Below are 26,492 nucleotides of genomic sequence, written 5' to 3' on the forward strand. Positions count from 1 at the left end.
GGTTTTATAGATGAAAGAACATGAAGATATGCAAACGAAAGAAGTCATTCAGCAAGTAGGTCAGCTATTAAGACAAATTCGAAATGAACAAAAATTAAGTTTAGAAGAATTAGCTCAAAAAACAGGAGTTAGTAAATTAACGTTAGGAAAGATTGAAAGGGGTGAAACGAATCCGACGTTAGCCGTCATTTGGAAAATAACGAAAGGATTATCGATTCCTTTATCGAGATTGATGGTTGTTGGAGAACCTGTAGCGGTTGCGCGCTGCGGAGAAGGATTTGCAGTAGACGTAGGACAAGCGTGGCATCTAGAAACGATGTTCCGTTATACGAAAGAAACGGGGATGGAAATGCACCGTGCTTGTTTAAGGGCGAATAGTATATATGAACCAGAAGCTCATCATGAAGGTGCTATTGAGCTTGTAACAGTAATGAAAGGAAAAGTATCGATTCAAGTAGAAGGCGACGTATACAAATTAAATGAGTTTGACTCCATTCAATTTGAAGCGAATAAGAAACATAGTTATAAGAATGAAGAAGAGGAAGTGGCAGTATTACATTTAACGATGAAATATTCTTCATGACAAAATCCCCTATAGAAAAATTTATAGGGGATTTTGTATACGCTATGCTCAAATGTATGAAAGAAGGTTATTAGTAAGAGCGTGGCATAAGTAATAGACAAATAAAATAAACTAAAAATCCCGTCCCAAAACATAAAACAGCAATGACCCAAAGTATGCGAATGAGAGTAGAGCTAATATCAAAATATTCTCCTAAACCACCGCATATACCAAATAGCATTTTATCAGTTTCGGATTTACATAACCTTTTTGACATCTTCCAATCCACTCCTTTTTATAGCAAACTCTATACTTTTATTCTATATGGAAATCTATGAGGAGACTATGAGGTTGTATTACATTTTTTTAGGGGACAGTCATATTAATTGTCTTAATTTTCAGTTGATATTAAAATTATAGTAAGACGTAACTTTTAATAAAGGGTGGGGAAATAGAGATGACAGCATATTGGTTGACTAATGTAACGCTTGAATCGGGGTATACATATGAAGAGGGGAGAATTTCAAAAACAGAAACAGAGTTATGTAGTTTACTTATTGAAGAGGGACGAATTAAAAACATCATAGCAGGGACTGTTCAAGAGGAAGGGTTACTCATTCTTGATGCCAATCGCTTATTAATTTTACCGGCTTTTGAAGAGATGCATATTCATATTGATAAAACCTATTATAGTGGCCCGTGGAAAGCTTGTATGCCAGCAGAAAGTATCTTTACACGTTTTAAAGAAGAAGAAAAGATTTTGCCAAAGCAACTAGCAACTGCTCAAGATAGAGCGGAAAATATGCTAGCGTTATTGCTTCGAAACGGTGCGACGAATATAAGAACGCATTGTAATGTTGATCCGATTATTGGACTTGGTAATTTGGAGGCGACGTTAGCGGCGTTGGAAACATATAAAGATCAGGTTTCTAGTAGAATCGTTGCGTTTCCGCAACATGGATTATTGCGCAGTAATTCTGTGCAACTCGTGAAAGATGCGATGCGTATGGGTGCGCAACTAGTTGGTGGAGTGGATCCAGCTACAGTGGATAATGATATTGAAAAATCATTACATACCATTATGGATATCGCGGTAGAATTTAATGCGGACGTTGATATTCATCTGCATGATGCGAACAATCTTGGAACGTTTACGATGAAAAGATTGGCAAGTTTAACAGAGGAAGCGGGATGGCAAGGGCGCGTAACGGTTAGTCATGCGCTTGGACTTGGTGGTGTTACGGATAAAGAAGCTGAAGAAGTGGCAGAAAGACTAGCTGCTTTAAACATTGATATTACTTCAACGGTTCCAATTGGGAAACAAGTAATTCCAATTCCGTTATTAGATAAAAAAGGTGTGAAAGTTTCATTAGGAAACGATAGTATTACAGATCATTGGTCACCGTTTGGAACGGGTGATATGCTGCAAAAGGCAAATCGATTAGCGGAACGTTTTGGATGGAGTGATGAAAGGTCTTTAGGAAAAGCACTTCGCTTTATTACGGGAGGAAAAGAAACGTTAAACGATGATGGGAAGCGAGTTTGGCCGAATGTAGGAGATGAAGCGAGTTTTGTTTTGACGAATGCAACATGTACTGCTGAAGCGGTAGCGCGTCAAACAGAGAAGCGTTTAGTCGTGCATCAAGGAAATATTGTTGTTGGAAGTTTAAATGAGGTGGAATTAAATAATCTTGTGTAAAGGAATCGTTTAAATGTTTTGGAAGGGTTCTAATTGTGTGTGTAGAACCCTTCTTTTTTATGCTTACAATATATTTTTTATAAGGAAGCTAGAAGGGATGAAAAATTTGGACAATCAACATAATCAAAATCATATTATGGGAACTTTGCAATGGTTTATATTTTTATTAGCGAATTCAATCGCATTACCAATTGTCGTTGGCGGATTATTTCATCTTACGACGGAAGAAATATTTTATTTAATGCAGCGTACATTTTTTGTAGTTGGTATATCATCTTTTTTACAAGGGTGGCTTGGACATAGACTTCCAATTGCGGATGGACCAGCTGGATCTTGGGTTGGCGTATTTACCGTACTTGCTTACGCAACGGTCGGGCAAGATCAATTACATAGTACGTTGCAAATTTTAGAATTGGGAATGATTATTTCTGGTGTTATTTTAATAGGATTAGGCGTAACTGGTTTTATCGGACGTATTTTATTTTTATTTACACCGCTTGTGACAGGGACGTTTTTACTTTTATTATGTTTACAATTAAGCGGTGTATTCCTAAAAGGGATGTTAGGAATTACTGCTACTGCTTCTCAAATTGATGGATTTACAGCGATAATTGCGTTTAGTATATTTCTTTTCGTTATTATACTATCTAATTTTGGGAAAGGTTTTGTCAAAAGTTATGCGGTTTTAATAGGATTAATTAGTGGGTGGATTCTTTTTCTAATTGCAGGAAAAGTGACGATTCCATCTCAAGTAACTCATTTTGTGCAACTTCCGCAAATATTTGCTTGGGGACTTCCAAAATGGAATACAGGTATGGCAGTATCAAGTTTCGTTATGGTATGTATTTTAGTTTCAAATACAGTGGCAGCTATTATAGCGATTAATCAAGCTACCATTCAAAAAGCGACTATTGAACAGAAACAGTTGAAGGATGGAACGTGGGTTGGAGGCATTTCACACATCATTTCTTCCATATTTTCAACTGTAGGTGTCGTACCGTTACCGGCAACGGCAGGATTTATACGTTTAACGAAACAAAAATATATACGTTCGTTCTTACTAGCATGTATGTTACTAGTCGTAATGTCGCTGTTTCCAAGTATTATTCGTTATTTAGCATCTTTACCATCCGCTGTTGCATCTGCGGTTTTAATGGCTTCTTTCGTACAGTTAATTGGAATTGGGTTCAATAATATAAAACAAGTGGAGCTTAATGAAAGGAATGTAACAATTTTAGGCGTTGCAGTATTATTTGGTAGCGGCGTTATGTTTTTACCGTCTGGAGCACTCCAATCATTGCCGTCTGTTATACAATATATATTCGGAAATGGTTTGTTTGTAGGTACTGTTGTCAGCGTATTACTAGAACAAATATGGCGTATTGAAAAGTAAGTGGATAAAAAGAGTGTACGCACTGTATAAAAGTCTAAAATAACATGTGAAATAAAGCCCATTTTCATTCACCACCCGCACATTTCGTTCATACAATATCTTGACTAAATAAACACCCAACTTACACATACACAGCTCTGGCTTAAGCAAGGAGGGTTATACCAGTTGAAGGAAAAAGCGTATCAATCTAAACCTTTACTCACAAAGAGAGAGAGAGAAGTATTTGAATTACTGGTTCAAGATAAAACAACGAAAGAAATTGCAGGTGAACTTTTTATCAGTGAAAAGACAGTTCGCAACCACATCTCAAACGCAATGCAAAAGCTAGGGGTTAAAGGACGTTCACAAGCAGTTGTTGAGCTTCTTCGTATGGGAGAGCTCGAGTTATAAAAAGAAAGCCGACTTTTATAAGAGAGTCGGCTATTTTTTTGTTTGTTTCATACGCAATATTTAAGAACACTCCATATATAAATAGGTAGTAAGGAGGGGATATGTTGAAAAGGATATTGTTAGTTTCAACAAGCGCTCATGATATGAATGGACACCCGACTGGTTTGTGGTTGGAAGAGCTCGCAGCTCCTTATAATGTATTTAAAAAGGCTAAGTTCGATGTTGATATTGTGTCGATAAAGGGCGGTAAAGTACCGATTGATAGAGTGTCTATTCCGAACGGGATACCTCGTGAATTTAAGCATGTCGCTTCTTTATTGCAAAATACGAATCCGATCTCAACGGTTCATTTTTCGGATTATGATGCGGTTTTATTTGGTGGTGGGCACGGAGCGATTGTAGATTTTCCAGGTAATCCATATGTTGCAAGTTTAATTGAGAATATGTACAACAATAACCGGATTGTGGCGGCTGTTTGTCACGGAGTAAGTTCTTTAGTCGGTGTGAAAAATAAAGATGGCTCGTTTTTTGTTGCCGGTAAGCGTATAACAGGTTATACAAATGATGAGGAAAAAGCTGTGCATTTAGAAAAGCGAGTGCCGTTTTTACTAGAAAGTAAATTGAAAGAAGAAGGAGCTTTGTTTTATGTGGCTCCAAATTTCACGCCGCATGTTGTAGTAGATGGGCGTTTAATTACAGGGCAAAATCCACAGTCTAGCATGGAAATAGGGAAAGCGATAAGAAGAGCTGTAAATAAAGTATAGAAAAAGTGCTCGTTACTAATAAAGGTAGCGGGCATTTTTCTATAGTATAAATGACCCCTTAAACTAAAAAGATGTATTGAGTATAGTGACTTCATTTATAATTAATCGTGAATTTGCTATACTATTTTGTATGGACAAAAGGGGAGGCTCTTTTAATGAGAAAAGTTGCGTGTGCAAACACTTATATTAATAAAATAAAGCCTGTTATTAGAAAAACGAGTTTTAGTCAATTGAAAATAGATGAAATTGCGAAGTATATGGATATTAGTAAAGCTACTTTATATAAACGTTTTTCTTCAAAAGATGAGATTATTGAAGCTGTAGTAGAAGATTTTATGAACTACCTTCTTGAAGGAGATGCGTATAATCAAGATGAAAGTATGTCTTTTGCAGAACGTTTCCAAAAGACGTTTATTCACTCTTTAAAATGTGTGACGTATATTTCAGATGTCTTTTTACAAGATTTGAAAGAGGCATATCCGCACTTATCTGATCAGTTAGTCGCTGCACAACAAAATCGTAATCATAATTTGCAAATCTTTTTTGAAGCTGGTATGGAACAAGGCTACTTTAATAAAATGAACGCACAATTATTTATGGTGCAAGATGATGTGATGTTAAGACGTATTATAGATCATTCTTTTTGTATTCAGTACGATATTACGTTAAAGAAAGCGATACTTGATTTTTATCAACTAAAGAAGTATCAACTTTTTAAACCAGAGTATATAGAAGCAATTGATGATTCGGAAATTGAAAAAGAAGTTATTGCTATTTTGCAAATGATTTCGTAAAAAAGCAGGTTTTCCTATAGTAATGGAAAACCTGCTTTTTTATTACATGTTATTTTTTGCGTGTTGTAATACTAATTCAGCTACTGCACCACCTGAAGCTGGGTTTTGACCAGTGATAACACGATTATCTTCTACAGCGAAAGCTTCCCAAGGCTCTGCAGCTTTTTCGTAAAGTCCTCCATTTTTAATGAGTTCATCTTCTGTTAAAAATGGAACAAATTGATCTAATTCAGCTAGTTTTTCTTCTTCATTTGAGAATCCTGTTACTTTTTTACCACTAATTAAACGTTCCCCATTATTTAATGTGATATGAAATAAACCAGCAGCTCCGTGACAAACAGAGGAAACGATTCCGCCATTTTCATAAATGTTACGGCTAATCATTTGTAGTTCTTTATTTTCTGAGAAGTCCCAAATCACACCGTGACCACCTGCGTAATAAATAACAGCATAGTCTTCTGGATTCACCTCACTCGGTTTCATTGTAGAACCGAGACGATTCATAAATTCTTTCTTTTGATACCATTCCCAATCGATGCTCTCCGCCATTGCTAAACTATGCGGATCAATCGGTGTATAACCACCTTGTGGGCTAACATAATCTACTTCGTAACCAGCTTCTTCAACTTTTTTAACGAAATGGACAGCTTCGCCAAGCCAAAGGCCAGTAGCTCGATTTAAATTTGGATATTTTTCTACGCTCGTTAATACAACTAACATTTTTTTCTTCATCATAATCCTCCTGTAATGTTTCTTCTATATAAAAGTTTATTATTTTATTAAGTTAGAAATTGTGAATTTGAATAACCATGTCAGCCCTCCTTATATCGGATTCGAAATTAGTGTATAACAATTTTTAAACAAAGTAAACTAAAAACACTAAATTAGTTTACTTTGTATATTTTTCGTTGACAAACTGGAATGCCGAAACTATGATAGTTCCATGAATATCGAACAACGTACATGTTTCGTTTCGAATTCAATTTGTCGCGCGATAAATGTATACATTTGATGAAGTTGTTTAGCGGCGATAGAAGCGCTAACAACTTTATTTTCATTAACAGTTACTACAATCAGGAGAGGTGTTACACATGGGGAAAGATATAAGTAACCATTCAAAATGGTTTGTTTTCACATTATGTTTTATCGTTTTATTAGGACCGATGAATGCGGTTTTATTTAATGTTGCGTTAGAGGATATGGCTCATGATTTCTCCATTAGTCAATCGAAAGTAAGTTGGGTTGTAGTAGGTTATTCCTTATTTGTCGGTATTGGTTCGATGATATATGGGAAGCTTGCTGATCGTTATAGTGTAAAAAAACTATTGATTATTTCAATCATCATATTTGTAGCTGGGTCCATTATTGGATTTGTAAATCAATCATATGCGATTGTCATTTTTGCAAGATTAGTGCAGGCGAGTGGGGGCGCGGCGTTTATTGCGCTTAGCATGATTGCGGTAGCAAAATTAGTCGTTCCTGCTAAGAAGCCTGGTGCTTTAGCGATGATTAGTTCTTCTATTGCATTAGCGGTTGGTATTGGTCCTTTAGTTGGTGGGGCTATTACAAATACACTAGGGTGGCCATATTTATTTTTATTTATGGTTATTTCAGTATTGGGGATTTTCTTGCTTATAAAATTTATGCCAGAAGAAGCGCGTCATACGGAAGAAGAGTTTCATTTTGATTACATTGGAGCGGCGTTACTATTTGTATTGATTACGACTGTTTTGTTAGGTGTCAATATGAATAGTTGGCTGTTTGTGTTATCGATAATTTCCTTATTTTTATTCACGGTTCGTATGAAGAAAGCGGAGCATCCATTTATCGATATTGAGTTATTTTCGAACAAAGCATTTCTTCGTTTAATAACAGTTGGATTTATAATTAATGTGGCGCTATGTGCTAATTTATTATTATTGCCATTACTGTTAGGAAGAGTACACGGATTGTCGCCATTTGTTATCGGAATTGTATTATTTGTTGCATCACTTTTCGGTATTGTGTCTAGTTTTATTACTGGAAAGATTATCCCTTCGTTTGGAAATGTGAATATGATTAATGTGGCGTCTGTCATTATGATTGTTGGTTTTTTAATTTTAGGGTTTATTCCGAATGGAAGTATAGTCGTTATTGTATTGGCGATTATTTTAACGTTTATGAGTTATTCTGCCATTCAAGTATCATTGAACACATTTATACCGAAAACATTACATGTAGCTAAAGTTGGAGTCGGTCTTGGTTTATATAATTTGATTAACTTTTTCGGTATGGCATTTGGACCAGCTGTAGCGAGCAAAATTATGGAATCCACAAATAGTTATCGTTTGAATTTTATTTTAATCGTTATGTTAATTTCTGCCCATTTCTTCTTATTAATAGGAATGTCTTCTTTCCAAAAAAAGATGGAGAATTAAATATGTGCTTTATATAGAAGAAACCGACTTTCCTATAGAAGGTCGGTTATTTTTCTGTCTTGCAAATTATGAAAAAAAGGAGCAAAATAAAAAAGGTCCTAGTCTATACAGGTACAAATGAAAATTTTCATACAGAAGCAGTTTAAGTGCGCGAACTTAAAGTGTGTAAAATATAATGATAAAATAAGATGATGAATGAGAAAACGGGTGATGAAGTTGAATAGAGCAATCGGTGTTATCGATTCAGGAGTTGGTGGCTTAACAGTAGCGAAGGAATTAATTCGTCAGTTGCCGAAAGAGCGCATTATATATTTAGGGGATACAGCACGTTGCCCTTATGGTCCACGTTCTCGAGAAGAAGTGCGCCAATTCACGTGGGAAATGACGGAGCATTTACTAGATTTAAATATCAAAATGTTAGTTATTGCATGTAATACAGCAACTGCGGTTGTATTAGAAGAGATGCAGAAACAATTACCAATTCCAGTGGTAGGAGTTATTCACCCAGGATCACGTACAGCTTTAAAAGTGACAAACACATACCATGTTGGGATTATTGGAACGATTGGAACGGTGAAAAGTGGTGCATACGAAGAAGCGTTAAAGTCTATTAATAATCGTGTTATGGTAGAAAGTTTAGCGTGTCCACCTTTTGTTGAGCTTGTAGAGAGCGGTAATTTCGAAAGTGAAATGGCGTATGAAGTTGTAAGAGAAACGTTGCAACCGCTGAAAAGCACTGATATTGATACGCTTATTTTAGGCTGTACACATTATCCAATTTTAGGTCCTGTTATTAAACAAGTAATGGGAGATAAAGTGCAACTCATTAGTTCTGGTGATGAAACGGCGCGTGAAGTAAGTACCATTTTATACCATAGTAAAATGTTGAATGAGGGAGAGGAACAAAGTGATCATCTCTTCTTAACAACAGGGAAAATAGGTCTATTTAAAGAAATTGCATCAAAATGGTTCGGTCAACCGATTGAAAATGTGAAACATATTTATTTAGAAAAAGAATAATAATAGAATCCATATAAGTGAGCTCCTGAGAAATCAGGAGTTTTTTGTTTATAGGGAGCACAGCTTGTTCTAAAAAGAGAAACAGCTCGTATACATAATAGTACAAACTTAGATTTTAGGGGGGAATGGCATGCCTAAATCCACTTTTAAATGGGTTGTTGGTGCTACTGTGAGCGCTGTTTTACTAACAGGGTGTGGCTTTATAAATCAAGAGAAAGCAACGGAGCAAATTGATCCGCCAAAACAAGTTACGTATACAGAGGGTGGAAAGAAAGAAGTATCTAAGAAAGATAAGCAAGGACAAACGGTGAATAGAGAACTATACCTTGTTGATAAAAATGGCTATGTTGTACCGCAAACGTTAGCTATACCTACTCCGAAAGCAAATGAGGTTGTTCAGCAAACGTTAGAGTACCTTGTGAAAGATGGACCGGTAACGAATTTGTTACCGAATGGGTTCCGTGCAGTCATTCCGGCGAATACATCGATGACCCTAAACTTGAAAAAAGATGGGACGGCAGTCATTGATTTTTCTAAAGAAATGAAAAACTATGCAAAAGAGGAAGAACGTCAAATCGTTGAATCTATTGCATGGACGTTGACGCAATTTAAAGAAATAAAACAAGTGCAGTTCCAAATAAATGGTGAAAAATTAGCGAAGATGCCTGTTGGTGGTACACCGCTCGGTGAAGGGGTGAGCCGTGCGAACGGTATTAACTTCGATGATGAGCAAGTAGCGGATGTAACAAATACAAAACCAGTAACACTTTATTTTATGGCACAAAATAATAATAAACAGCAATACTACGTACCAGTAACACGTCGCGTTGTAGAAGGGAAAGAAAATGATTATGCAGCCATTGTAGATGAACTTGTAAAAGGACCGATTCATCAATCGCTCTTAAATGATTTTAATCCAGGAGTTAAGCTGATTACGAATCCGAAATTACAAGACGGAAATCTTACATTAAACTTTAATGAGAATATATTTATAAACCCAGATAAAAATATGATTTCAAATTACGTATTGAAGTCGTTAGTTTTATCTTTAACAGAAAAGAAAGGCGTGAAAAGTGTTTCTATTGAAGTAAATGGCAAAGCAAATCTTATAGATGAAAAGGGCGGAAAGTTAATAAAACCTGTAGATCGTCCAGAAAACGTGAATACAGGTAGTTTTTAATCGCTAATAATTTGATATACTTAAGTAAGAAAGAGGAATTGCTTTTTGGGTTCCTCTTCTTTTATTGTATACATATCATACATTTAAATTTGGCTATACTAACAAGTAGTTATGAGGAGGTTATTTTTATGCGAGTAGATGGTAGAGAGAAAACAGAGTTACGCCATATACATATTCATACTAATTATTTAAAACATCCAGAAGGATCAGTATTAATTGAGGTTGGGGATACAAAGGTAATTTGCTCAGCGACAATTGAAGAGCGCGTCCCGCCATTTATGCGTGGAGAAGGAAAGGGATGGGTAACAGCTGAATATGCGATGATTCCACGTGCGACAGAACAACGTACAATTAGAGAGTCAAGTAAAGGAAAAGTAACAGGACGTACAATGGAAATCCAGCGCTTAATTGGACGAGCGTTACGTGCGGTAGTTGACTTAGAAGCGCTTGGCGAGAGAACGGTTTGGATTGATTGTGATGTTATTCAAGCGGATGGTGGAACGCGAACTGCTTCTATTACAGGTGCATATGTAGCGATGGTATTAGCTTTTGAGAAATTATTACAAGCAGAAAAAGTATCTAAAATTCCAGTAAAAGATTATTTAGCAGCAACGTCAGTAGGAATTGTTGAAGAGCAAGGCGTTGTTTTAGATTTAAACTACGCAGAAGATTCTAAAGCAGACGTTGATATGAACGTGATTATGACTGGAAAAGGCCAGTTTGTTGAAGTGCAAGGAACTGGAGAAGAAGCGACGTTTAGCAGAGCGCAGTTAAATGAATTACTTGATGCTGCGGAACAAGGCATTTTCCAACTGATTGATATGCAAAAAGAAGCATTAGGTGACATCGTATCTCATATAGAGTAGAGGTGGAAAATATGAAACAAGTTGTTGTAGCGACAAAAAATATGGGGAAAGTACGTGAATTTGCTGAGTTATTTGAGCAATTTGATTTAGAGGTAAAATCATTACACGATTTCCCTCATATTGAAGAAGTCGAAGAAACTGGTGAAACATTTGAAGAAAATGCGATTTTAAAAGCGGATAGTTTGAGTAGACAGTTGAATGCAATCGTAATTGCGGATGATTCAGGTCTTATTGTAGATGCTTTAAACGGAAAACCAGGCGTGTATTCAGCTCGTTTTGCTGGAGAGCCGAAAGATGATCAAGCGAATATTGATAAAGTTTTACAAGAATTAAATGAAGTAGCGTTTGAAAAGCGTAAAGCTCGTTTCTACTGTGCATTAGCAGTGGCTTTCCCTGAAGGGGATAAAAAGCCTGTCATTGTAAACGGGACATGTGAAGGATTTATTTTAGAACAACGCCGCGGGGAAAACGGCTTTGGATATGATCCAATCTTTTATGTGGAAGAATATAAAAAAGCGATGGCGGAACTAAGTTCAGATGAAAAAAATGCTATTAGTCACCGCGGACGTGCTCTACGTAAACTAGAAGAAAAAATCCCTGAATGGTTTTTAGGAGAATAAGGGAGAGAGATTGATGAAAGCTTTAATCGTAAGCGATAGTCATAGCTCTGTGAAGGAATTACAGCAGTTAAAAGAGAAATATGAAGGGAAAGTAGATATCATGATTCATTGTGGTGATTCAGAGCTAACGCCTGCTCATGAAGAATTGCAAGGTTTCCATGTTGTAAAAGGGAATTGTGATTATGCTAACTTTCAAGACGAAATTGTAACTGATGTAGATGGTGTTCGTTTCATAGTTGTGCACGGACATCGTCATAACGTGAAAATGACGTTACAAACATTAGCGTACCATGCTGAAGAGGTAGGGGCGCAAGTTGCATGCTTCGGACACTCTCACGTATTAGGTGCGGAATTAATCGACGGCGTTTTATTTATTAATCCAGGCAGTATTTTATTACCGCGTCAGCGTGTAGAAAAGACATTTGCTTTATTAGAAATGGATGAAAATCAAATGGAAGTTCGTTTTGAAACACTAGACGGACAGCTAGTTGAACAAGCAGTTTTTAAAAGAGGATAAGAAAAATTATCCTCTTTTAAAAAAGGTGTTGACTTTATGTATGGTTATACATATAATAAATATTGTCGATAGGGCAACGGCGCTAACGAATGAAAATAAAATAACATATGCGGGTGTAGTTTAGTGGTAAAACAAGAGCCTTCCAAGCTCTGGTCGAGAGTTCGATTCTCTTCACCCGCTCCATGTCCCAGTAGCTCAGCAGGATAGAGCAACGGCCTTCAAGAAAAATAGGAGCCTTTATAGGGAAACAAGAACCTATAAAGTGGACGACACTATATCGGTGAAGCCTTAACAGTTCGGCTGATGGTAATACCGAGGAAACTTACGATCTTGAAAAAGATTAAGGAGTTTTGAATGATTAAGTGAAACTTAATGGTAAAGACTCTGAAGTATGATGAAAATCATCGTGAGGTTCCGTAGAGACTACACGTGTCGCACCTGAAATGGTGAAGATATAGTCCAGACTACAAACAGTAATTGCTGGTAGCGAAAGCTATGGTGGTAAGCTAAGCCGTCGGTCGGGAGTTCGAATCTCTCCTGGGACGCTAACAAAACCTTGTTATCTTTTGATAACAAGGTTTTTTGTTTGTCTACAAATTGATATATGTGCAAAAGGTGTAAAAAAATAACGTAATATATGGTAATTATTATGTGTAACTTATTAAAGTGCATGAAGAAAAGAGCGCCATTTATGCGCCCTGTTCCTCATATTTAATTTTAAAAATCAATAGGCTTATAATGGAACTCAAATCTATATCCGTATTAACTTAATTTTTTACTTAGAATGTTATAAAACTCTTTACCATTCTAGTACGATTGAGCAACCGTTATCGAAACTTATCCCTGTTAGTGTGTTACAATGAATAGAAGCGGAAAACGAGAATCTCCAATTGACTAGACCTGTGATTGGTTAGACAGTTTAAGAAGGTTGTATAAAAAAGGGAGATGGCGCAAAGATGGCGAGATCAAATGAGAACGATTTAACGGAGAAATTGGCAGAAGGTCACCGAAAATATGGTGATGGCAACTTTACAGTACAGAACATCGGTGATGAAACCAACCCGGATTGGACTATCGTAAAAAATGTGAGGAAAGGATCGGCAGGTATTCGAGAAGAGGAAGATATATTAAGACTGCGATCAAAATATATAAAATAGTACGGAAATGGGCGGAGTGGGAGCTCGAAATTCTCCTGGGACGCTGAAAAAACCTTGTTATCTTTTGATAACAAGGTTTTCTGTTTAGTTATTAATAAACTTCTCAAATACAAAACCATAATCTTTCACATTATATTGTTTCTTCGTATCAACGAGCCAGTTAAAGGCGATTTCGTTCATTTCTTTAAATTGCTCTGCTAAATTTACTTGTGCATTTGAAATACGGCTAAAAGCGTTAGATGCCATATCTAAACTTTTATGTGCATACTGCAATGTAATATCGTTGTCGTATGAAATTTCTTCGATTTTAAGTAAAGCTTTATATAAATCTTTTAATTCCTCGATATGTTTTTTATGAACATCAATTGAATAATGTTCATCTCCCATTTGAAATTTAATTTCTACATCTAAATCAATCGTTCCCGCAGTTTCAAGCGCTACGTTTTTAATTTGATATTTACTATAGCTAAAGCGGCGTAGTGTACGTTTTTTGCTTGTCGCACTTGTACCATCTAGGTGAAGTAATCCTTTGTTTGTGAAGCAATATTCATCTGATTTCGATTTAATTAGAAAATAAATTTTCTCTCCATCTTCATGCATTACGTAATCATCAGCATCGACCTTGTCATAATCTTTCGGTGTAATGACAGAACCTACATCACTTAACCCTAAAACATCAGCAGCTACTTTTTTGAACATATATAATCCCCCTTGTAAAAATTCTTAATTGTACAAAAATATATTAACATGATTTTAAATTAATTTTTGAAATCTTACAATTCTGTAAGGTAACTGTAAGGTAGTTCGATGGTAACAAATTGTTAATCCTCTATAATGAAGGTAACAACGATAAAACGAGGAGGAAGAAATAATGAAGGGATTAATCGTAACGGGTTTAACAGTTGCTTTTGGATTTGTAGCGTATGAGAAATTAACGTATGTAGTTGATGTTGTAAAACATTTAATCGCGTAGAGGAAACTACCATGAGAGGGAAAGGGAATGAGTGAATGAATGGAATGGTTATTTGGAATTATAGGTACTTGTAGTGTTGTGTTATTGTTCTTTGTCCCAAGTGGTATACTTAGTTCGACAACGAGTTTGTTCTTCTTAAGTTTGTTTGCTTGTACAATGCTCATCATTATGTTTTTAATGAAGCGAAGTAAACCAATCTTCTACTTTAGCATGATTGTTATGGCAATTATTGTTCTCCAAATTATTACCCTTGTTATATACCCCACTATTATAAAAGCTTTCCATTAATGATGAATCCTCTGCTTGAATTGCTGAGGGTTTTTATTTGCATATTTTTAATTTTGAGTAGGAATTCACTTGTATTGAAATGTAAAAAGTAAATATTTCTATATTTCAAACAAAGGGTTTCGGGATGTTGTGTTCTCATTACTCATTTGATATATTTACTTTAAAGATAATTAAAATCTAGAAAAAGAGGCGGACGTATGGATAAAAAAGAAAATACGGTCGTATTGTTTCCGCAACTATCAGAGCGCTATATTGATGAAGGTTTTTTAGCGCTGAAAGAGCGGAAATTCGAAGATGCATTGCGCTGCTTTGAAATATTACGTCAGTATAATGCAGAAACGGAACAAACGGAACTAGCTTCGGTTATTTGTTTGTTAGAATTAAAACATATGGAAGAAGCGAAAGAGAAATGTGAACAGTTACTGGAAACAGGAGCGGTCTTATTTGGTGATATTCTTGAAACGTATGTGACAATTTTAGTTCAAACAAATGATTATGAAGGCGTTATTGAAACTGTTGAAAAAGTTTTGCAAACGAAAGATGTAATGCCTGAGCAAAAGGACAAATTAGCACAGCTCGCTTTATTTGCAGAAGGTATGTTAAATGAAGTAGATACATCACGAGTTGATTCGAATTTTGAGTTAGATGAATTTACTAATGAAATATTTGGAGAAAACTTTGGGCAAAAGCTAAGAGCGATTCAGCAACTTTCGTTAAAAGACTTGGATCTTGCATTACCTATTTTAAAGGAATTTTTAATAGACGAAAAACAGCACCCTTATTTGAAAACTTCTATTTTATATAAAATGATAGAAAATCAAATAGAAGAAGAGATAGAGGTAGAAAAGTTTGGGAATACGATCAAGGTAATTCCGGCATTTACAGGTCATAATGAGGAGCAATCCGATAACATTATACATAGATTATCAAGTCGATTAGAGCAAAATTATCCTGATATATTTGATGCGATGGTTACATATTGGAAAGAATTACAAATTAGCATTTTCCCATTCGCTCTATTAATGGATAAAGTGGAGATTTGGGCTGCTGTTTTAGAGAGAATTGGTAGAAAGCGTTTCGGGTTGACTATTGATGAAGAAGAGCTTATGACAGCGTATAATATTGAATTAGAAGAGTTTCATATTGCCTATCAATGGTTATTACGTGTCGAAAGAGAAGGATATTTGCCCGTATAATTACGAAAAAGAATCGTTCGGTTCTTGAAACGAGCATATTCTATGTTATAATGTAAGGGTTGCAAAAGGCAGAAATCTGCCTGTTTGTAAGAGAAGAGAAGTGTAATTCTCTTACTTAATATGTTTCATATTATTCTCGAACAAAATATACCGTAGTTGTCTTTTAGGCAATTAGTAGATTGGAACATTATATCTGAAAGCTTTTGCTAGAGGATTATTTGTACTTTTGTTATTTCAAAAAAGAGATAATGAAGATCTTAATCTATAGAGGTATGTGCATACATTATTATAGTTGGAGGGAAAGAATAAATGGCTGCAAAATGGGAAAAATTAGAAGGTAACGTAGGCGTTTTAACAATCGAAGTTGATGCTAAAGAAGTAAACAACTCTATCGACGCTGCGTTCAAAAAAGTAGTAAAAACAATCAACGTACCAGGTTTCCGTAAAGGGAAAATGCCTCGTCCGTTATTCGAACAACGCTTTGGTGTTGAATCTTTATACCAAGATGCTTTAGATATCATCTTACCAAAAGCATACGGTGAAGCAATCGATGAAGCTGGTATCTTCCCAGTTGCTCATCCTGAAATCGACATTGAGAAGTTCGAAAAAAATGCTAACCTTATCTTCACTGCAAAAGTTACAGTGAAACCTGAAGTTAAATTAGGTGAGTACAAAGGTTTAGCAGTAGAAAAAGTTGAAACAACTGTAACTGACGAAGATGTAGAGAACGAATTAAAATCTTTACAAGAGCGTCAAGCTGAGCTAGTTGTTAAAGAAGAAGGAACTGTTGAAAACGGTGATACAGCTGTAATCGACTTCGAAGGTTTCGTTGATGGCGAAGCATTTGAAGGCGGAAAAGGCGAAAACTACTCTCTAGCAATCGGTTCTGGTACATTCATCCCAGGTTTCGAAGAGCAATTAATTGGTCTTAAATCTGGTGAGTCTAAAGACGTTGAAGTATCATTCCCAGAAGAGTACCATGCTGCTGAATTAGCTGGCAAACCAGCAACATTCAAAGTAACAGTTCATGAAATCAAAACAAAAGAACTTCCTGAGTTAAACGACGAGTTCGCTAAAGAAGCTGACGAAGCGGTTGCAACTCTTGATGAATTAAAAGCAAAACTTCGCACAAACTTAGAAGAAGGCAAAAAGCACGAAGCTGAGCACAAAGTACGTGACGAAGTAGTAGAATTAGCTGCTGCTAACGCTGAAATCGACATTCCAGAAGCTATGATCGACACTGAGTTAGATCGTATGGTTCGTGAATTCGAGCAACGTTTAAGCCAACAAGGTATGAACCTTGAGCTTTACTACCAATTCACAGGTACTGATGCTGACAAGTTAAAAGAGCAAATGAAAGAAGACGCTCAAAAACGCGTAAGAATCAACCTTGTTCTTGAAGCTATCATTGAAGCTGAAAACATCGAAGTTACTGAAGAAGAAGTAACTGCAGAAGTTGAAAAAATGGCTGAAATGTACGGTATGCCAGTAGACGCTATCAAGCAAGCTCTTGGAAGCGTAGACGCTTTAGCTGAAGATCTTAAAGTTCGTAAAGCTGTAGACTTCTTAGTAGAAAACGCTGCATAATAAAATAACAAGGCGCGATTTTAATCGTGCCTTGTTTTATAAATATAGAAATATATTTATAAAACTTTTCGATGAAGAAGGAAAACTTCCTTAATAAGTCGAATATACATATTTCAAAAGTTTTAAAAACTTTTTATTTGTACATAACTAGTCATATTATTTGTATTTCTCGCCACGTAGTGACATAATATGTATTTACATACGATACATTTATCGTGTACATACGAAGGCAAGAGGTTAGCACTTTGTAAGGGGTGTGAAAATATGTTTAAATTTAATGATGAAAAAGGGCAATTAAAATGTTCTTTCTGTGGTAAAACACAAACGCAAGTCCGAAAGTTAGTTGCAGGTCCAGGTGTTTACATTTGTGACGAGTGTATCGAACTTTGTACTGAAATTGTACAAGAGGAGCTTGCGAAAGACGAAGAAGTAGAATTCAAAGATGTACCGAAACCGGTAGAAATTCGTGAAATTTTAGATGAGTATGTCATCGGACAAGATAACGCGAAAAAAGCACTAGCGGTAGCGGTATATAACCATTACAAACGCATTAATTCTAACAGCAAAATTGATGATGTAGAATTAGCGAAGAGTAATATCGCACTTATCGGGCCAACAGGTAGTGGTAAAACATTACTGGCACAAACGTTAGCGCGTATTTTAAATGTTCCATTTGCAATCGCGGACGCAACATCTTTAACTGAAGCTGGGTACGTTGGGGAAGATGTAGAAAACATCTTACTTAAATTAATCCAAGCAGCTGATTATGATGTAGAGAAAGCGGAAAAAGGAATCATTTATATTGATGAGATTGATAAAGTGGCACGTAAGTCCGAAAATCCATCAATTACACGTGATGTATCTGGTGAAGGTGTGCAGCAGGCACTTCTGAAAATTTTAGAAGGTACTGTAGCAAGCGTTCCACCTCAAGGTGGCCGTAAGCATCCGCATCAAGAGTTTATTCAAATTGATACAACGAATATCTTATTCATCTGTGGTGGAGCGTTTGATGGCATCGAGCCAATTATTAAACGTCGTCTTGGTGAAAAAGTAATTGGATTTGGTTCTGAGAAGAAAAATGCTGATGTAAATGAGAAGCATGTTTTATCTCACGTATTACCAGAGGACCTTTTAAGATTTGGTTTAATTCCAGAGTTTATCGGTCGTCTTCCAGTTATTGCGAACCTAGAGCCGCTTGATGAAGATGCTCTTGTTGATATTTTAACGAAACCGAAAAATGCACTTGTTAAGCAATTCCAAAAACTATTGGAGCTTGACGATGTTGAGTTAGAGTTTGAAGAAGGCGCACTAATTGAGATTGCGAAAAAAGCAATTGAACGTAAAACAGGTGCTCGTGGACTTCGTTCTATTATTGAAGGCTTAATGCTTGAGGTAATGTTCGAGCTACCATCTCGCAAAGATATCGAGAAGTGTATTCTTACAAAAGAAACAGTAGCTGATAATGCAGCACCAAAATTGGTGTTACAAGACGGTACTGTACTTGATACAAAAACATCTGCATAATGCGAAGGAGAAACAGCAATTTTTATAATTGCTGTTTTTCTTTATGTTTAGCTATGTTCCTCCGCGGAAATACTAAGAGATAAAACATTGCGGGAGGAAATAAATGATGAGCTGGACAAATATATTTTTACTTGTTCAACTTGTTTTTGGTGTAATTGTCGGATTGTATTTTTGGCATTTACTTCGAAATCAGCGAACACAAAAAGTTTCAATTGATCGAGAATCGAAAAAAGAATTAGAACAGCTTCGTAAAATGCGCGAGATTTCTTTAACAGAGCCGCTTGCGGAAAAGGTGCGTCCTACATCCTTTTTAGATATTGTAGGGCAAGAGGACGGGATTAAGTCGTTAAAAGCGGCTCTTTGTGGTCCAAACCCGCAACATGTAATTATATATGGTCCGCCAGGTGTCGGAAAGACAGCGGCAGCGCGTCTCGTATTAGAAGAAGCAAAACGAAATCCAAAATCTCCATTTCGCACAAATGCAACATTTATTGAACTGGATGCGACGACAGCTCGGTTTGATGAACGTGGTATTGCAGACCCTTTAATCGGTTCGGTGCATGATCCAATTTATCAAGGTGCTGGTGCGATGGGGCAAGCAGGTATTCCGCAACCGAAAAAAGGTGCGGTAACAGATGCTCACGGTGGTATTTTGTTTATTGATGAGATAGGTGAATTACATCCGATTCAAATGAACAAAATGTTAAAGGTGCTAGAAGATCGAAAAGTGTTTTTGGAAAGTGCATACTATAGTGAAGAAAATACGATGATTCCAACGTATATACATGATATTTTTCAAAAAGGTTTACCAGCCGATTTTCGCTTAGTTGGGGCGACGACACGTTCGCCAGATGAGATACCTCCTGCTATTCGGTCGCGCTGTTTAGAAGTGTTCTTCCGTGAGTTAGATACAGAAGAAATTCAAAAAGTAGCGAAGAATGCGGCTGACAAAGTGGAAATGCAAATCGGTGAAAATGGTATTGAAATGATTGGGATGTATGCGAGAAATGGGCGAGAAGCGATTAATCTTGTACAAATTTCTGCTGGAATGGCAATAAATGAAGAACGTCCTTTCATTAAAGATGAAGATATAGAGTGGGTTGTTCACTCTAGTCAGCTCACACCGAAGTATGAAAAACGCATTTACCCTATTCCAAGAATCGGTCTTGTAAATGGACTTGCTGTATACGGACCAAATACAGGCGCGTTATTAGAAATTGAAGTAACAGCAATCAAGGCGAAAGATAAAGGATCGGTAAATGTTACCGGAATTGTTGAAGAGGAAAGTATTGGTAGTCAAACGAAATCCATTCGTCGTAAAAGTATGGCGAAAGGTTCTGTAGATAATGTATTAACAGTACTTCGATCTCTAGATGTATTGCCAGAAGGGTACGATATACATATTAATTTTCCAGGTGGTATCCCGATTGATGGGCCTTCGGCGGGAATTGCTATGGCAACAGGTGTGTATTCAGCAGTGCATCATACGTATGTGAATAATGAAGTAGCGATGACTGGAGAGATAAGTATACACGGGGAAGTGAAACCTATCGGTGGTGTGTACGCAAAAATAAAAGCTGCGAAAAAGGCAGGAGCTAAGAAAGTTATCATTCCTGCTGAAAACATGCAACCATTTTTGTATACAATAAAAGGAATTGAAATTATTCCTGTTCGGAAGTTGAAGGAAGTATTTGAGCTAACGTTTATACAGGAAAATATACATCGAGAGCTTGATGTACATACTACGATAGACGAAACAGATGCACAATCAATGTGAGAATGAACGATAATAGTATTTGCCAGACTTCGTTTAAGTTTGTATGCTTAAGCGGAGTCTTTTTTCTTTTATAAGGGAGAAAAAACGAGGGATTTACAGTTGCGGAGAATCTCTGCAATTGCATCTAGATGTATTGTAATATAAAATAGTTGAACAGGAGTTTAATTTATTATGGAGGTGCTATGTCTAGTATGAATACGAATGAAAGAATCGTGCCCCTCCTACCATTAAGAGGCGTTCTCGTATATCCAACGATGGTTCTGCATCTTGATGTAGGACGTGATAAATCGATACAAGCACTAGAGCAGGCGGCAATGGATGAAAATATCATCTTTTTAGCAATGCAAAAAGAAATGAATATCGATGATCCGAAAGAAGATGACATATATAGTGTAGGTACAGTGGCGAAAGTGAAGCAAATGTTAAAATTGCCGAACGGTACGCTTCGTGTCCTTGTAGAAGGTTTACATAGAGCAGAAGTAGTAGAGTTTATCGAAGAAGAAAATGTAGTGCAAGTTTCTATTAAAACGATAACGGAAGAAGTGGAAGCTGATTTAGAAGAGAAAGCCCTTATGCGTACATTACTGGAGCATTTTGAACAATATATTAAAGTTTCGAAAAAAGTTTCAAATGAAACATTTGCAACGGTAGCTGATGTAGAAGAGCCAGGAAGATTAGCTGATTTAATTGCTTCTCACTTGCCAATTAAAACGAAGCAGAAACAAGAGATTTTAGAGATCATATCTGTGAAAGAACGATTACATACACTTATTTCAATTATTCAAGATGAACAAGAATTACTTAGTTTAGAAAAGAAAATTGGACAAAAAGTGAAACGTTCAATGGAGCGCACGCAAAAAGAATATTTCTTACGTGAGCAAATGAAGGCGATTCAAACTGAACTTGGCGATAAAGAAGGTAAGGGCGGGGAAGTTGAAGAACTTCGTGAGAAAATTGAACAGTCAGGAATGCCTGAAGAAACAATGAAGGCTGCGCTGAAAGAATTAGATCGTTATGAAAAGTTACCAGCAAGTTCTGCGGAGAGCGGTGTTATTCGAAATTATATCGATTGGTTATTAGCGCTTCCGTGGACAGAAGCAACAGAGGATATGATTGATCTTGCTCATTCTGAAGAGATTTTAAACAAAGATCATTACGGTCTTGAGAAAGTGAAAGAGCGCGTACTGGAATATTTAGCGGTACAGAAGTTAACGAATTCATTAAAAGGGCCTATCCTTTGTTTAGTAGGACCACCTGGGGTCGGAAAAACTTCGTTAGCGCGTTCTATTGCAACATCATTAAATCGTAATTTTGTCCGTGTATCCCTTGGGGGTGTGCGTGATGAATCTGAAATTCGTGGTCACCGTCGTACGTATGTTGGAGCAATGCCAGGACGTATTATTCAAGGTATGAAAAAGGCGAAATCAGTTAATCCAGTTTTCTTATTAGATGAGATTGATAAAATGTCTAACGATTTCCGTGGAGATCCTTCAGCAGCATTACTTGAAGTGTTAGATCCAGAACAAAACCATAACTTCAGTGATCATTATATTGAAGAACCATATAATCTATCGAAAGTTATGTTTGTAGCAACTGCGAATACACTTTCCAGTATTCCAGGTCCGTTACTTGACCGTATGGAAATTATTTCGATTGCTGGCTATACAGAACTTGAAAAAGTTCATATTGCTCGTGAACATTTATTACCGAAACAATTACAAGAGCATGGCTTACGAAAAGGTAATTTACAAGTACGTGATGAAGCGCTTCTTGAAATGATTCGCTATTATACACGTGAGGCTGGTGTTCGTACACTAGAGCGCCAAATTGCAAAGGTTTGTCGTAAAGCAGCAAAAATTATCGTTACAGCAGAACGTAAGCGTATTGTAGTAACAGAGAAAAACGTTGTTGATTTACTTGGTAAGCACATATTCCGTTATGGGCAAGCTGAAAAAACAGACCAAGTTGGTATGGCGACAGGTTTAGCGTATACGGCAGCAGGCGGCGATACACTGGCGATTGAAGTGTCCGTAGCGCCAGGTAAAGGGAAATTAATTTTAACAGGGAAACTTGGGGATGTTATGAAAGAATCCGCACAAGCGGCGTTTAGTTATATTCGTTCTCGTGCAGAAGAGCTTCAGATTGATCCTGATTTCCATGAAAAAAATGATATTCATATTCATGTTCCAGAAGGAGCAGTTCCAAAAGATGGACCGTCAGCAGGTATTACGATGGCAACGGCACTTATTTCTGCGCTAACAGGTATTCCTGTAAGTAAAGAAGTGGGGATGACAGGTGAAATTACACTTCGTGGTCGTGTATTACCGATTGGTGGTTTAAAAGAAAAAACATTAAGTGCTCACCGCGCAGGTTTAACAAAAATTATTTTACCGGCGGAAAATGAGAAAGATTTAGATGATATTCCAGAGAGCGTAAAAGAAAACCTTACGTTTGTGCTTGCATCTCATTTAGATGAAGTATTGGAGCACGCATTAGTAGGAGTGAAACAATGAAAGTAACAAAAGCAGACATTGTAATTAGTGCTGTTAAACCAGAACAATATCCAGACGGTGACTTACCAGAAATCGCATTAGCAGGTCGTTCAAATGTCGGGAAGTCTTCCTTTATTAATAAAATTTTAAATCGTAAAAAGTTAGTACGTATTTCTTCTAAACCAGGAAAAACACAAACATTAAACTTCTTCTTAATTAATGAGATGATGCACTTTGTGGACGTTCCAGGTTACGGATATGCGAAAGTATCTAAAACGGAGCGCGCAGCTTGGGGTAAAATGATTGAAACGTATTTTACAACACGTGAGCAATTAGATGCAGCTGTACTAGTAGTTGATTTACGTCACAAACCAACAAATGATGATGTAATGATGTATGATTTCTTAAAGCATTATGACATTCCAACCATTATTATTGCAACGAAAGCCGATAAAATTCCGAAAGGGAAATGGCAAAAGCATTTAAAAGTTGTAAAAGAAACGCTTGATATTGAAAGTGGCGATGAAGTCGTTCTATTCTCTTCTGAAACAGGACTTGGGAAAGAAGAAGCATGGAAAGCAATTCATAAATTTACAAAAACAAAAAACGCGTGACGAATGTCGCGCGTTTTTTGTTTTACTAATTTTTTTAGCGTACGTTTAATGTAACCTCAATATTTCCTCGTGTTGCTTTCGAATAAGGACATACGCCGTGAGCGGCTTCTACAAGTTCTTGTGCTTCGCTATGTGAGACTCCGGCAACATGTACATCAAGCACAGCGGATAGGCCGAAACCACCGTCTGTATCTTTTCCGATAGAAACGTGAGCAGTTACTTCTGTACTTTCTACTTTCACACGTTTCGTACGAATGACAAGTTGTAACGCACTATCAAAACAAGCAGCATAACCAGCTGCAAATAGTTGTTCTGGATTTGTTGCCTCTCCGCCTGCACCACCTAGTGCTTTCGGCATTTTTACATCAAGATTTAATATGCCATCATCTGATACTACTTTTCCATTTCTTCCACCTGTAGCAGTTACTGAAGCAGTATATAATTTATCCATGTTTATTCCCCTTTTCTATCATTAATTGTTTTCATTGTTTTAATTAGTTTATTTAATTGAATTAATAAAGAACGATATTCTTGTTCTGTAATTCCTAAATTTGTTGCCATCGTTGTCGGCAATGAACAAGCCTTATCTTGTAAATCTTTTCCTTTTTCTGTTAATTCAATACATACTTTTCGCTCATCTTCTTTGGAACGAACGCGTTTTACAAGGTTTAATGATTCCATTCGTTTTAACATAGGTGTTAACGTACCGGAATCTAAAAATAGACGTTCTCCAATTTCTTTTACTGTTAGTCCATCTTGCTCCCATAGTACGAGTAAAGTAATGTACTGTGGATACGTAATGCCCATTTCTTCTAAATATGGTCGGTAAAAGCGTGTAACCTCTCTAGAACAAGCATAAATAGAAAAACAAAGTTGATTATCTAGATGCAAAGAATCTTCTGTCATGAATGACTCCTTTCTAATTAAGTTGTGCACAATTTAATTTTGTAAAATCAATATAACGAAAAATAAATACAATGTCAAATACATTGTATTGAGAAAGTTTGTGCTACAATTTGGAACAATCATACATATTTTCCTTCATGATGAAAGAAGATAGGAAAGATGATGTTATAATTCATATGGAATAGTTTCCATCACTTGATTATGAGGGCTTTTTTTGGTAACGTACAAATAGAGTTATTAATTTATAATCATTATAAAGTAGAAAGTTTTTATTCGTTTTACTGAATCTCCTTTCTTACATATGGAGAATAAATAAAAAAATAATCGGTTGTTCACACGATTGTCAGATTCATAAGAGGAAAGTTGTATTATGATAGTAGATAAAGTGATAAAACGGGTGAAGGGGGACATGCTGCGTGCATATTCTTGTTGTTAGTGTAAATTATCGAACAGCCCCTGTAGAATTTCGTGAGAAACTCACATTTCAGGCAGCAGAGCTAGAGCAAGCAATGACGACATTACAAAATCAAAAGAGCGTGTTAGAGAATGTCATTGTATCAACTTGTAATCGCACTGAGATTTATGCTGTTGTCGATCAATTACACACGGGACGGTATTATATTAAGAAGTTTTTAGCTGATTGGTTTCAGCTTGAAATAGAAGAAGTCGCACCATATTTAACTATATTTGAACAAGATGGTGCAATCGATCATTTATTCCGCGTAACGTGCGGTTTAGATTCTATGGTAGTTGGAGAGACGCAAATTTTAGGTCAAATAAAAGATAGCTTTTTAGAAGCGCAGCAAGTAAAAGCAACAGGGACAATTTTTAATGAATTGTTTAAGCAAGTCATTACATTAGCGAAACGTGCTCACTCAGAAACGACAATTGGTGAAAGTGCGATGTCTGTTAGTTATGCTGCTGTTGAGCTAGGAAAGAAAATATTCGGCGAGTTAACAGATTGTCACGTGCTTATTCTCGGTGCTGGTAAAATGGGTGAACTTGCACTACAAAACTTATATGGAAGTGGTGCTCGTAAAGTAACAGTCATGAATAGAACGCTTTCAAAAGCAGAAATAATGGCTGAGAAATATATGGGACACGCAAAACCTTTAAGTGAATTACAATGTGCATTATTAGAAGCTGATATTTTAATTAGTTCAACTGGTGCATCGGATTATGTCATTACGAAAGAGATGATGACAAAGGTAGAGAAAATGCGCTCTGGTCGTCCATTATTTATGGTTGATATTGCAGTGCCGCGTGATATTGATCCAGCAATTGATGAGCTAGAAGGTTCTTTCTTGTATGACATTGATGATTTGCAAGGAGTAGTAGAAGCGAACCGTGCTGAGCGTTTGAAAGAAGCAGAGAAAATTCAATTTATGATTGAAGAGGAAATTGTTGTATTTAAAACGTGGTTAAGTACACTTGGTGTCGTTCCGTTAATATCAGCTCTTCGTGATAAGGCACTTGCTATTCAAAGTGAAACGATGGAAAGTTTGGAACGAAAAATACCAACTCTTAGTGATCGTGAGAGAAAAGTAATTAGTAAGCATACGAAAAGTATTATTAATCAATTATTAAAAGACCCAATTTTAGTAGCGAAAGAAATAGCTGCTGAAGAGGGAGCAGACGAAAAATTAGCGTTATTTGCAAAGATTTTTGATTTAGAAATGGAAGACGTAGAGAGTCGTGCGGAAGAAGTAGAACATAAAAGAGCGTGGACACCATCCGTTCCATCTTTATAATTTGG

The 26,492-nt window shown here is 36.5% G+C and carries 26 protein-coding genes and 1 tRNA gene; 22 read left to right on the forward strand and 5 right to left on the reverse strand.

Annotated features, from left to right (window positions below; translation table 11 throughout):
- The first annotated feature begins 10 nt into the window (after positions 1–10).
- Positions 11–583: a helix-turn-helix domain-containing protein gene (locus MR147_RS17035; protein ID WP_242304570.1), complete on the forward strand. Its 573-nt coding sequence runs from the start codon at positions 11–13 to the stop codon at positions 581–583.
- A 70-nt stretch (positions 584–653) separates the two neighbouring features.
- On the opposite strand, the gene MR147_RS17040 is transcribed toward MR147_RS17035, so the two are convergent.
- On the reverse strand, positions 654–839 hold the full coding sequence (locus MR147_RS17040) for a PspC domain-containing protein (RefSeq protein WP_000044337.1): 186 nt from the start codon (positions 837–839) through the stop codon (positions 654–656).
- A gap of 180 nt (positions 840–1,019) precedes the next feature.
- Here MR147_RS17040 and MR147_RS17045 point away from each other — a divergent pair, with 180 nt between their 5' ends.
- The 5 genes from MR147_RS17045 to MR147_RS17065 all read left to right on the forward strand — a co-directional run bounded on the left by MR147_RS17045 (position 1,020) and on the right by MR147_RS17065 (position 5,602).
- Positions 1,020–2,261, forward strand: a complete 1,242-nt coding sequence (locus tag MR147_RS17045; RefSeq protein WP_242304571.1) for an amidohydrolase family protein — start codon at positions 1,020–1,022, stop codon at positions 2,259–2,261.
- Between the two features lie 97 nt (positions 2,262–2,358).
- Entirely contained in the window at positions 2,359–3,654 is a 1,296-nt protein-coding gene (locus MR147_RS17050) for a purine/pyrimidine permease (protein WP_242304573.1), read from the forward strand.
- A gap of 165 nt (positions 3,655–3,819) precedes the next feature.
- Positions 3,820–4,044, forward strand: a complete 225-nt coding sequence (gerE, locus tag MR147_RS17055) for a spore germination transcription factor GerE (RefSeq protein WP_000659484.1) — start codon at positions 3,820–3,822, stop codon at positions 4,042–4,044.
- A gap of 101 nt (positions 4,045–4,145) precedes the next feature.
- Positions 4,146–4,808, forward strand: a complete 663-nt coding sequence (locus MR147_RS17060) for a type 1 glutamine amidotransferase domain-containing protein (protein WP_074607634.1) — start codon at positions 4,146–4,148, stop codon at positions 4,806–4,808.
- Between the two features lie 155 nt (positions 4,809–4,963).
- Positions 4,964–5,602: a TetR/AcrR family transcriptional regulator gene (locus MR147_RS17065; RefSeq protein ID WP_001233029.1), complete on the forward strand. Its 639-nt coding sequence runs from the start codon at positions 4,964–4,966 to the stop codon at positions 5,600–5,602.
- Between the two features lie 42 nt (positions 5,603–5,644).
- Here MR147_RS17065 and MR147_RS17070 read toward each other — a convergent pair whose 3' ends face one another.
- Positions 5,645–6,334, reverse strand: a complete 690-nt coding sequence (locus MR147_RS17070) for a type 1 glutamine amidotransferase domain-containing protein (protein ID WP_242304574.1) — start codon at positions 6,332–6,334, stop codon at positions 5,645–5,647.
- A gap of 359 nt (positions 6,335–6,693) precedes the next feature.
- On the opposite strand from MR147_RS17070, the gene MR147_RS17075 reads away from it, so the two are divergent.
- From MR147_RS17075 to MR147_RS17110, 8 genes are all read left to right on the forward strand, one after another.
- Positions 6,694–8,019 carry an MFS transporter gene (locus MR147_RS17075; protein ID WP_242304575.1) on the forward strand — a complete coding sequence of 442 codons (1,326 nt, stop codon included), beginning with the start codon at positions 6,694–6,696 and terminating at the stop codon, positions 8,017–8,019.
- Between the two features lie 210 nt (positions 8,020–8,229).
- A complete protein-coding gene (racE, locus tag MR147_RS17080) occupies positions 8,230–9,039 on the forward strand; it encodes a glutamate racemase (RefSeq protein WP_074607639.1) in 810 nt (269 codons plus the stop codon).
- Between the two features lie 130 nt (positions 9,040–9,169).
- A complete protein-coding gene (gene gerM, locus MR147_RS17085) occupies positions 9,170–10,219 on the forward strand; it encodes a spore germination protein GerM (protein WP_242304576.1) in 1,050 nt (349 codons plus the stop codon).
- Positions 10,220–10,347: 128 nt separating this feature from the next.
- A complete protein-coding gene (gene rph, locus MR147_RS17090; protein ID WP_001261765.1) occupies positions 10,348–11,085 on the forward strand; it encodes a ribonuclease PH in 738 nt (245 codons plus the stop codon).
- A gap of 11 nt (positions 11,086–11,096) precedes the next feature.
- Positions 11,097–11,705, forward strand: a complete 609-nt coding sequence (locus MR147_RS17095) for an XTP/dITP diphosphatase (protein WP_071728517.1) — start codon at positions 11,097–11,099, stop codon at positions 11,703–11,705.
- Positions 11,706–11,718: 13 nt separating this feature from the next.
- Positions 11,719–12,222: a metallophosphoesterase gene (locus MR147_RS17100; protein ID WP_000645498.1), complete on the forward strand. Its 504-nt coding sequence runs from the start codon at positions 11,719–11,721 to the stop codon at positions 12,220–12,222.
- 109 nt (positions 12,223–12,331) lie between these two features.
- Positions 12,332–12,405 (forward strand) — tRNA-Gly (locus MR147_RS17105).
- A 773-nt stretch (positions 12,406–13,178) separates the two neighbouring features.
- A complete protein-coding gene (locus MR147_RS17110; RefSeq protein ID WP_000124456.1) occupies positions 13,179–13,379 on the forward strand; it encodes a hypothetical protein in 201 nt (66 codons plus the stop codon).
- An 84-nt stretch (positions 13,380–13,463) separates the two neighbouring features.
- On the opposite strand, the gene MR147_RS17115 is transcribed toward MR147_RS17110, so the two are convergent.
- Complete coding sequence (locus MR147_RS17115) at positions 13,464–14,078, reverse strand: PH domain-containing protein (protein WP_000475206.1); 615 nt, start codon at positions 14,076–14,078, stop codon at positions 13,464–13,466.
- Positions 14,079–14,391: 313 nt separating this feature from the next.
- On the opposite strand from MR147_RS17115, the gene MR147_RS17120 reads away from it, so the two are divergent.
- The 7 genes from MR147_RS17120 (at position 14,392) to ysxC (ending at position 23,830) form a co-directional block, all read left to right on the forward strand.
- Positions 14,392–14,640, forward strand: a complete 249-nt coding sequence (locus tag MR147_RS17120; protein WP_001983650.1) for a hypothetical protein — start codon at positions 14,392–14,394, stop codon at positions 14,638–14,640.
- Positions 14,641–14,837: 197 nt separating this feature from the next.
- On the forward strand, positions 14,838–15,836 hold the full coding sequence (locus MR147_RS17125; RefSeq protein ID WP_242304577.1) for a hypothetical protein: 999 nt from the start codon (positions 14,838–14,840) through the stop codon (positions 15,834–15,836).
- Between the two features lie 309 nt (positions 15,837–16,145).
- Positions 16,146–17,423, forward strand: coding sequence for a trigger factor (gene tig, locus MR147_RS17130; protein ID WP_000729258.1), 1,278 nt, complete (start codon positions 16,146–16,148; stop codon positions 17,421–17,423).
- A 264-nt stretch (positions 17,424–17,687) separates the two neighbouring features.
- Positions 17,688–18,947 (forward strand): ATP-dependent protease ATP-binding subunit ClpX, encoded by a 1,260-nt coding sequence (gene clpX / locus MR147_RS17135; protein WP_000472282.1) that lies wholly within the window; start codon positions 17,688–17,690, stop codon positions 18,945–18,947.
- A 106-nt stretch (positions 18,948–19,053) separates the two neighbouring features.
- Positions 19,054–20,724, forward strand: a complete 1,671-nt coding sequence (gene lonB / locus MR147_RS17140) for an ATP-dependent protease LonB (RefSeq protein ID WP_029141203.1) — start codon at positions 19,054–19,056, stop codon at positions 20,722–20,724.
- 182 nt (positions 20,725–20,906) lie between these two features.
- Complete coding sequence (lon, locus tag MR147_RS17145; protein WP_242304578.1) at positions 20,907–23,237, forward strand: endopeptidase La; 2,331 nt, start codon at positions 20,907–20,909, stop codon at positions 23,235–23,237.
- Positions 23,234–23,830 carry a ribosome biogenesis GTP-binding protein YsxC gene (gene ysxC / locus MR147_RS17150; protein ID WP_000869113.1) on the forward strand — a complete coding sequence of 199 codons (597 nt, stop codon included), beginning with the start codon at positions 23,234–23,236 and terminating at the stop codon, positions 23,828–23,830. Before lon ends, ysxC begins: the two co-directional genes overlap by 4 nt.
- Before the next feature lie 34 nt (positions 23,831–23,864).
- Here ysxC and MR147_RS17155 read toward each other — a convergent pair whose 3' ends face one another.
- Entirely contained in the window at positions 23,865–24,281 is a 417-nt protein-coding gene (locus MR147_RS17155; protein ID WP_000359781.1) for an organic hydroperoxide resistance protein, read from the reverse strand.
- Between the two features lie 2 nt (positions 24,282–24,283).
- Complete coding sequence (locus tag MR147_RS17160; RefSeq protein ID WP_242304579.1) at positions 24,284–24,736, reverse strand: MarR family winged helix-turn-helix transcriptional regulator; 453 nt, start codon at positions 24,734–24,736, stop codon at positions 24,284–24,286.
- A gap of 416 nt (positions 24,737–25,152) precedes the next feature.
- On the opposite strand from MR147_RS17160, the gene hemA reads away from it, so the two are divergent.
- The gene (hemA, locus tag MR147_RS17165) at positions 25,153–26,487 is read left to right on the forward strand and encodes a glutamyl-tRNA reductase (RefSeq protein WP_074607660.1); all 1,335 of its coding nucleotides are present in this window, start codon (positions 25,153–25,155) and stop codon (positions 26,485–26,487) included.
- The last annotated feature ends 5 nt before the right edge of the window (positions 26,488–26,492 follow it).

This window comes from Bacillus cereus group sp. BfR-BA-01350 (assembly GCF_022663775.1).
In the GTDB taxonomy this organism is placed as follows: Bacteria; Bacillota; Bacilli; order Bacillales; family Bacillaceae_G; genus Bacillus_A; species Bacillus_A paranthracis.

Excerpts from the sequence above, each read along its gene's own strand:
- MR147_RS17120 (WP_001983650.1), top strand. The coding sequence starts at position 14,392 with ATGGAATGGTTATTTGGAATTATAGGTACTTGTAGTGTTGTGTTATTG.
- MR147_RS17095 (WP_071728517.1), top strand. The coding sequence starts at position 11,097 with ATGAAACAAGTTGTTGTAGCGACAAAAAATATGGGGAAAGTACGTGAA.
- MR147_RS17110 (WP_000124456.1), top strand. The coding sequence starts at position 13,179 with ATGGCGAGATCAAATGAGAACGATTTAACGGAGAAATTGGCAGAAGGT.
- ysxC (WP_000869113.1), top strand. The coding sequence starts at position 23,234 with ATGAAAGTAACAAAAGCAGACATTGTAATTAGTGCTGTTAAACCAGAA.
- lon (WP_242304578.1), top strand. The coding sequence starts at position 20,907 with ATGTCTAGTATGAATACGAATGAAAGAATCGTGCCCCTCCTACCATTA.
- MR147_RS17060 (WP_074607634.1), top strand. The coding sequence starts at position 4,146 with ATGTTGAAAAGGATATTGTTAGTTTCAACAAGCGCTCATGATATGAAT.
- MR147_RS17045 (WP_242304571.1), top strand. The coding sequence starts at position 1,020 with ATGACAGCATATTGGTTGACTAATGTAACGCTTGAATCGGGGTATACA.
- MR147_RS17115 (WP_000475206.1), bottom strand. The coding sequence starts at position 14,078 with ATGTTCAAAAAAGTAGCTGCTGATGTTTTAGGGTTAAGTGATGTAGGT.
- MR147_RS17075 (WP_242304575.1), top strand. The coding sequence starts at position 6,694 with ATGGGGAAAGATATAAGTAACCATTCAAAATGGTTTGTTTTCACATTA.
- MR147_RS17050 (WP_242304573.1), top strand. The coding sequence starts at position 2,359 with ATGAAAAATTTGGACAATCAACATAATCAAAATCATATTATGGGAACT.
- MR147_RS17160 (WP_242304579.1), bottom strand. The coding sequence starts at position 24,736 with ATGACAGAAGATTCTTTGCATCTAGATAATCAACTTTGTTTTTCTATT.
- rph (WP_001261765.1), top strand. The coding sequence starts at position 10,348 with ATGCGAGTAGATGGTAGAGAGAAAACAGAGTTACGCCATATACATATT.
- gerM (WP_242304576.1), top strand. The coding sequence starts at position 9,170 with ATGCCTAAATCCACTTTTAAATGGGTTGTTGGTGCTACTGTGAGCGCT.
- racE (WP_074607639.1), top strand. The coding sequence starts at position 8,230 with ATGAAGTTGAATAGAGCAATCGGTGTTATCGATTCAGGAGTTGGTGGC.
- MR147_RS17125 (WP_242304577.1), top strand. The coding sequence starts at position 14,838 with ATGGATAAAAAAGAAAATACGGTCGTATTGTTTCCGCAACTATCAGAG.
- lonB (WP_029141203.1), top strand. The coding sequence starts at position 19,054 with ATGAGCTGGACAAATATATTTTTACTTGTTCAACTTGTTTTTGGTGTA.
- MR147_RS17100 (WP_000645498.1), top strand. The coding sequence starts at position 11,719 with ATGAAAGCTTTAATCGTAAGCGATAGTCATAGCTCTGTGAAGGAATTA.
- MR147_RS17065 (WP_001233029.1), top strand. The coding sequence starts at position 4,964 with ATGAGAAAAGTTGCGTGTGCAAACACTTATATTAATAAAATAAAGCCT.
- clpX (WP_000472282.1), top strand. The coding sequence starts at position 17,688 with ATGTTTAAATTTAATGATGAAAAAGGGCAATTAAAATGTTCTTTCTGT.
- MR147_RS17035 (WP_242304570.1), top strand. The coding sequence starts at position 11 with ATGAAAGAACATGAAGATATGCAAACGAAAGAAGTCATTCAGCAAGTA.
- MR147_RS17040 (WP_000044337.1), bottom strand. The coding sequence starts at position 839 with ATGTCAAAAAGGTTATGTAAATCCGAAACTGATAAAATGCTATTTGGT.
- MR147_RS17155 (WP_000359781.1), bottom strand. The coding sequence starts at position 24,281 with ATGGATAAATTATATACTGCTTCAGTAACTGCTACAGGTGGAAGAAAT.
- MR147_RS17070 (WP_242304574.1), bottom strand. The coding sequence starts at position 6,334 with ATGAAGAAAAAAATGTTAGTTGTATTAACGAGCGTAGAAAAATATCCA.
- tig (WP_000729258.1), top strand. The coding sequence starts at position 16,146 with ATGGCTGCAAAATGGGAAAAATTAGAAGGTAACGTAGGCGTTTTAACA.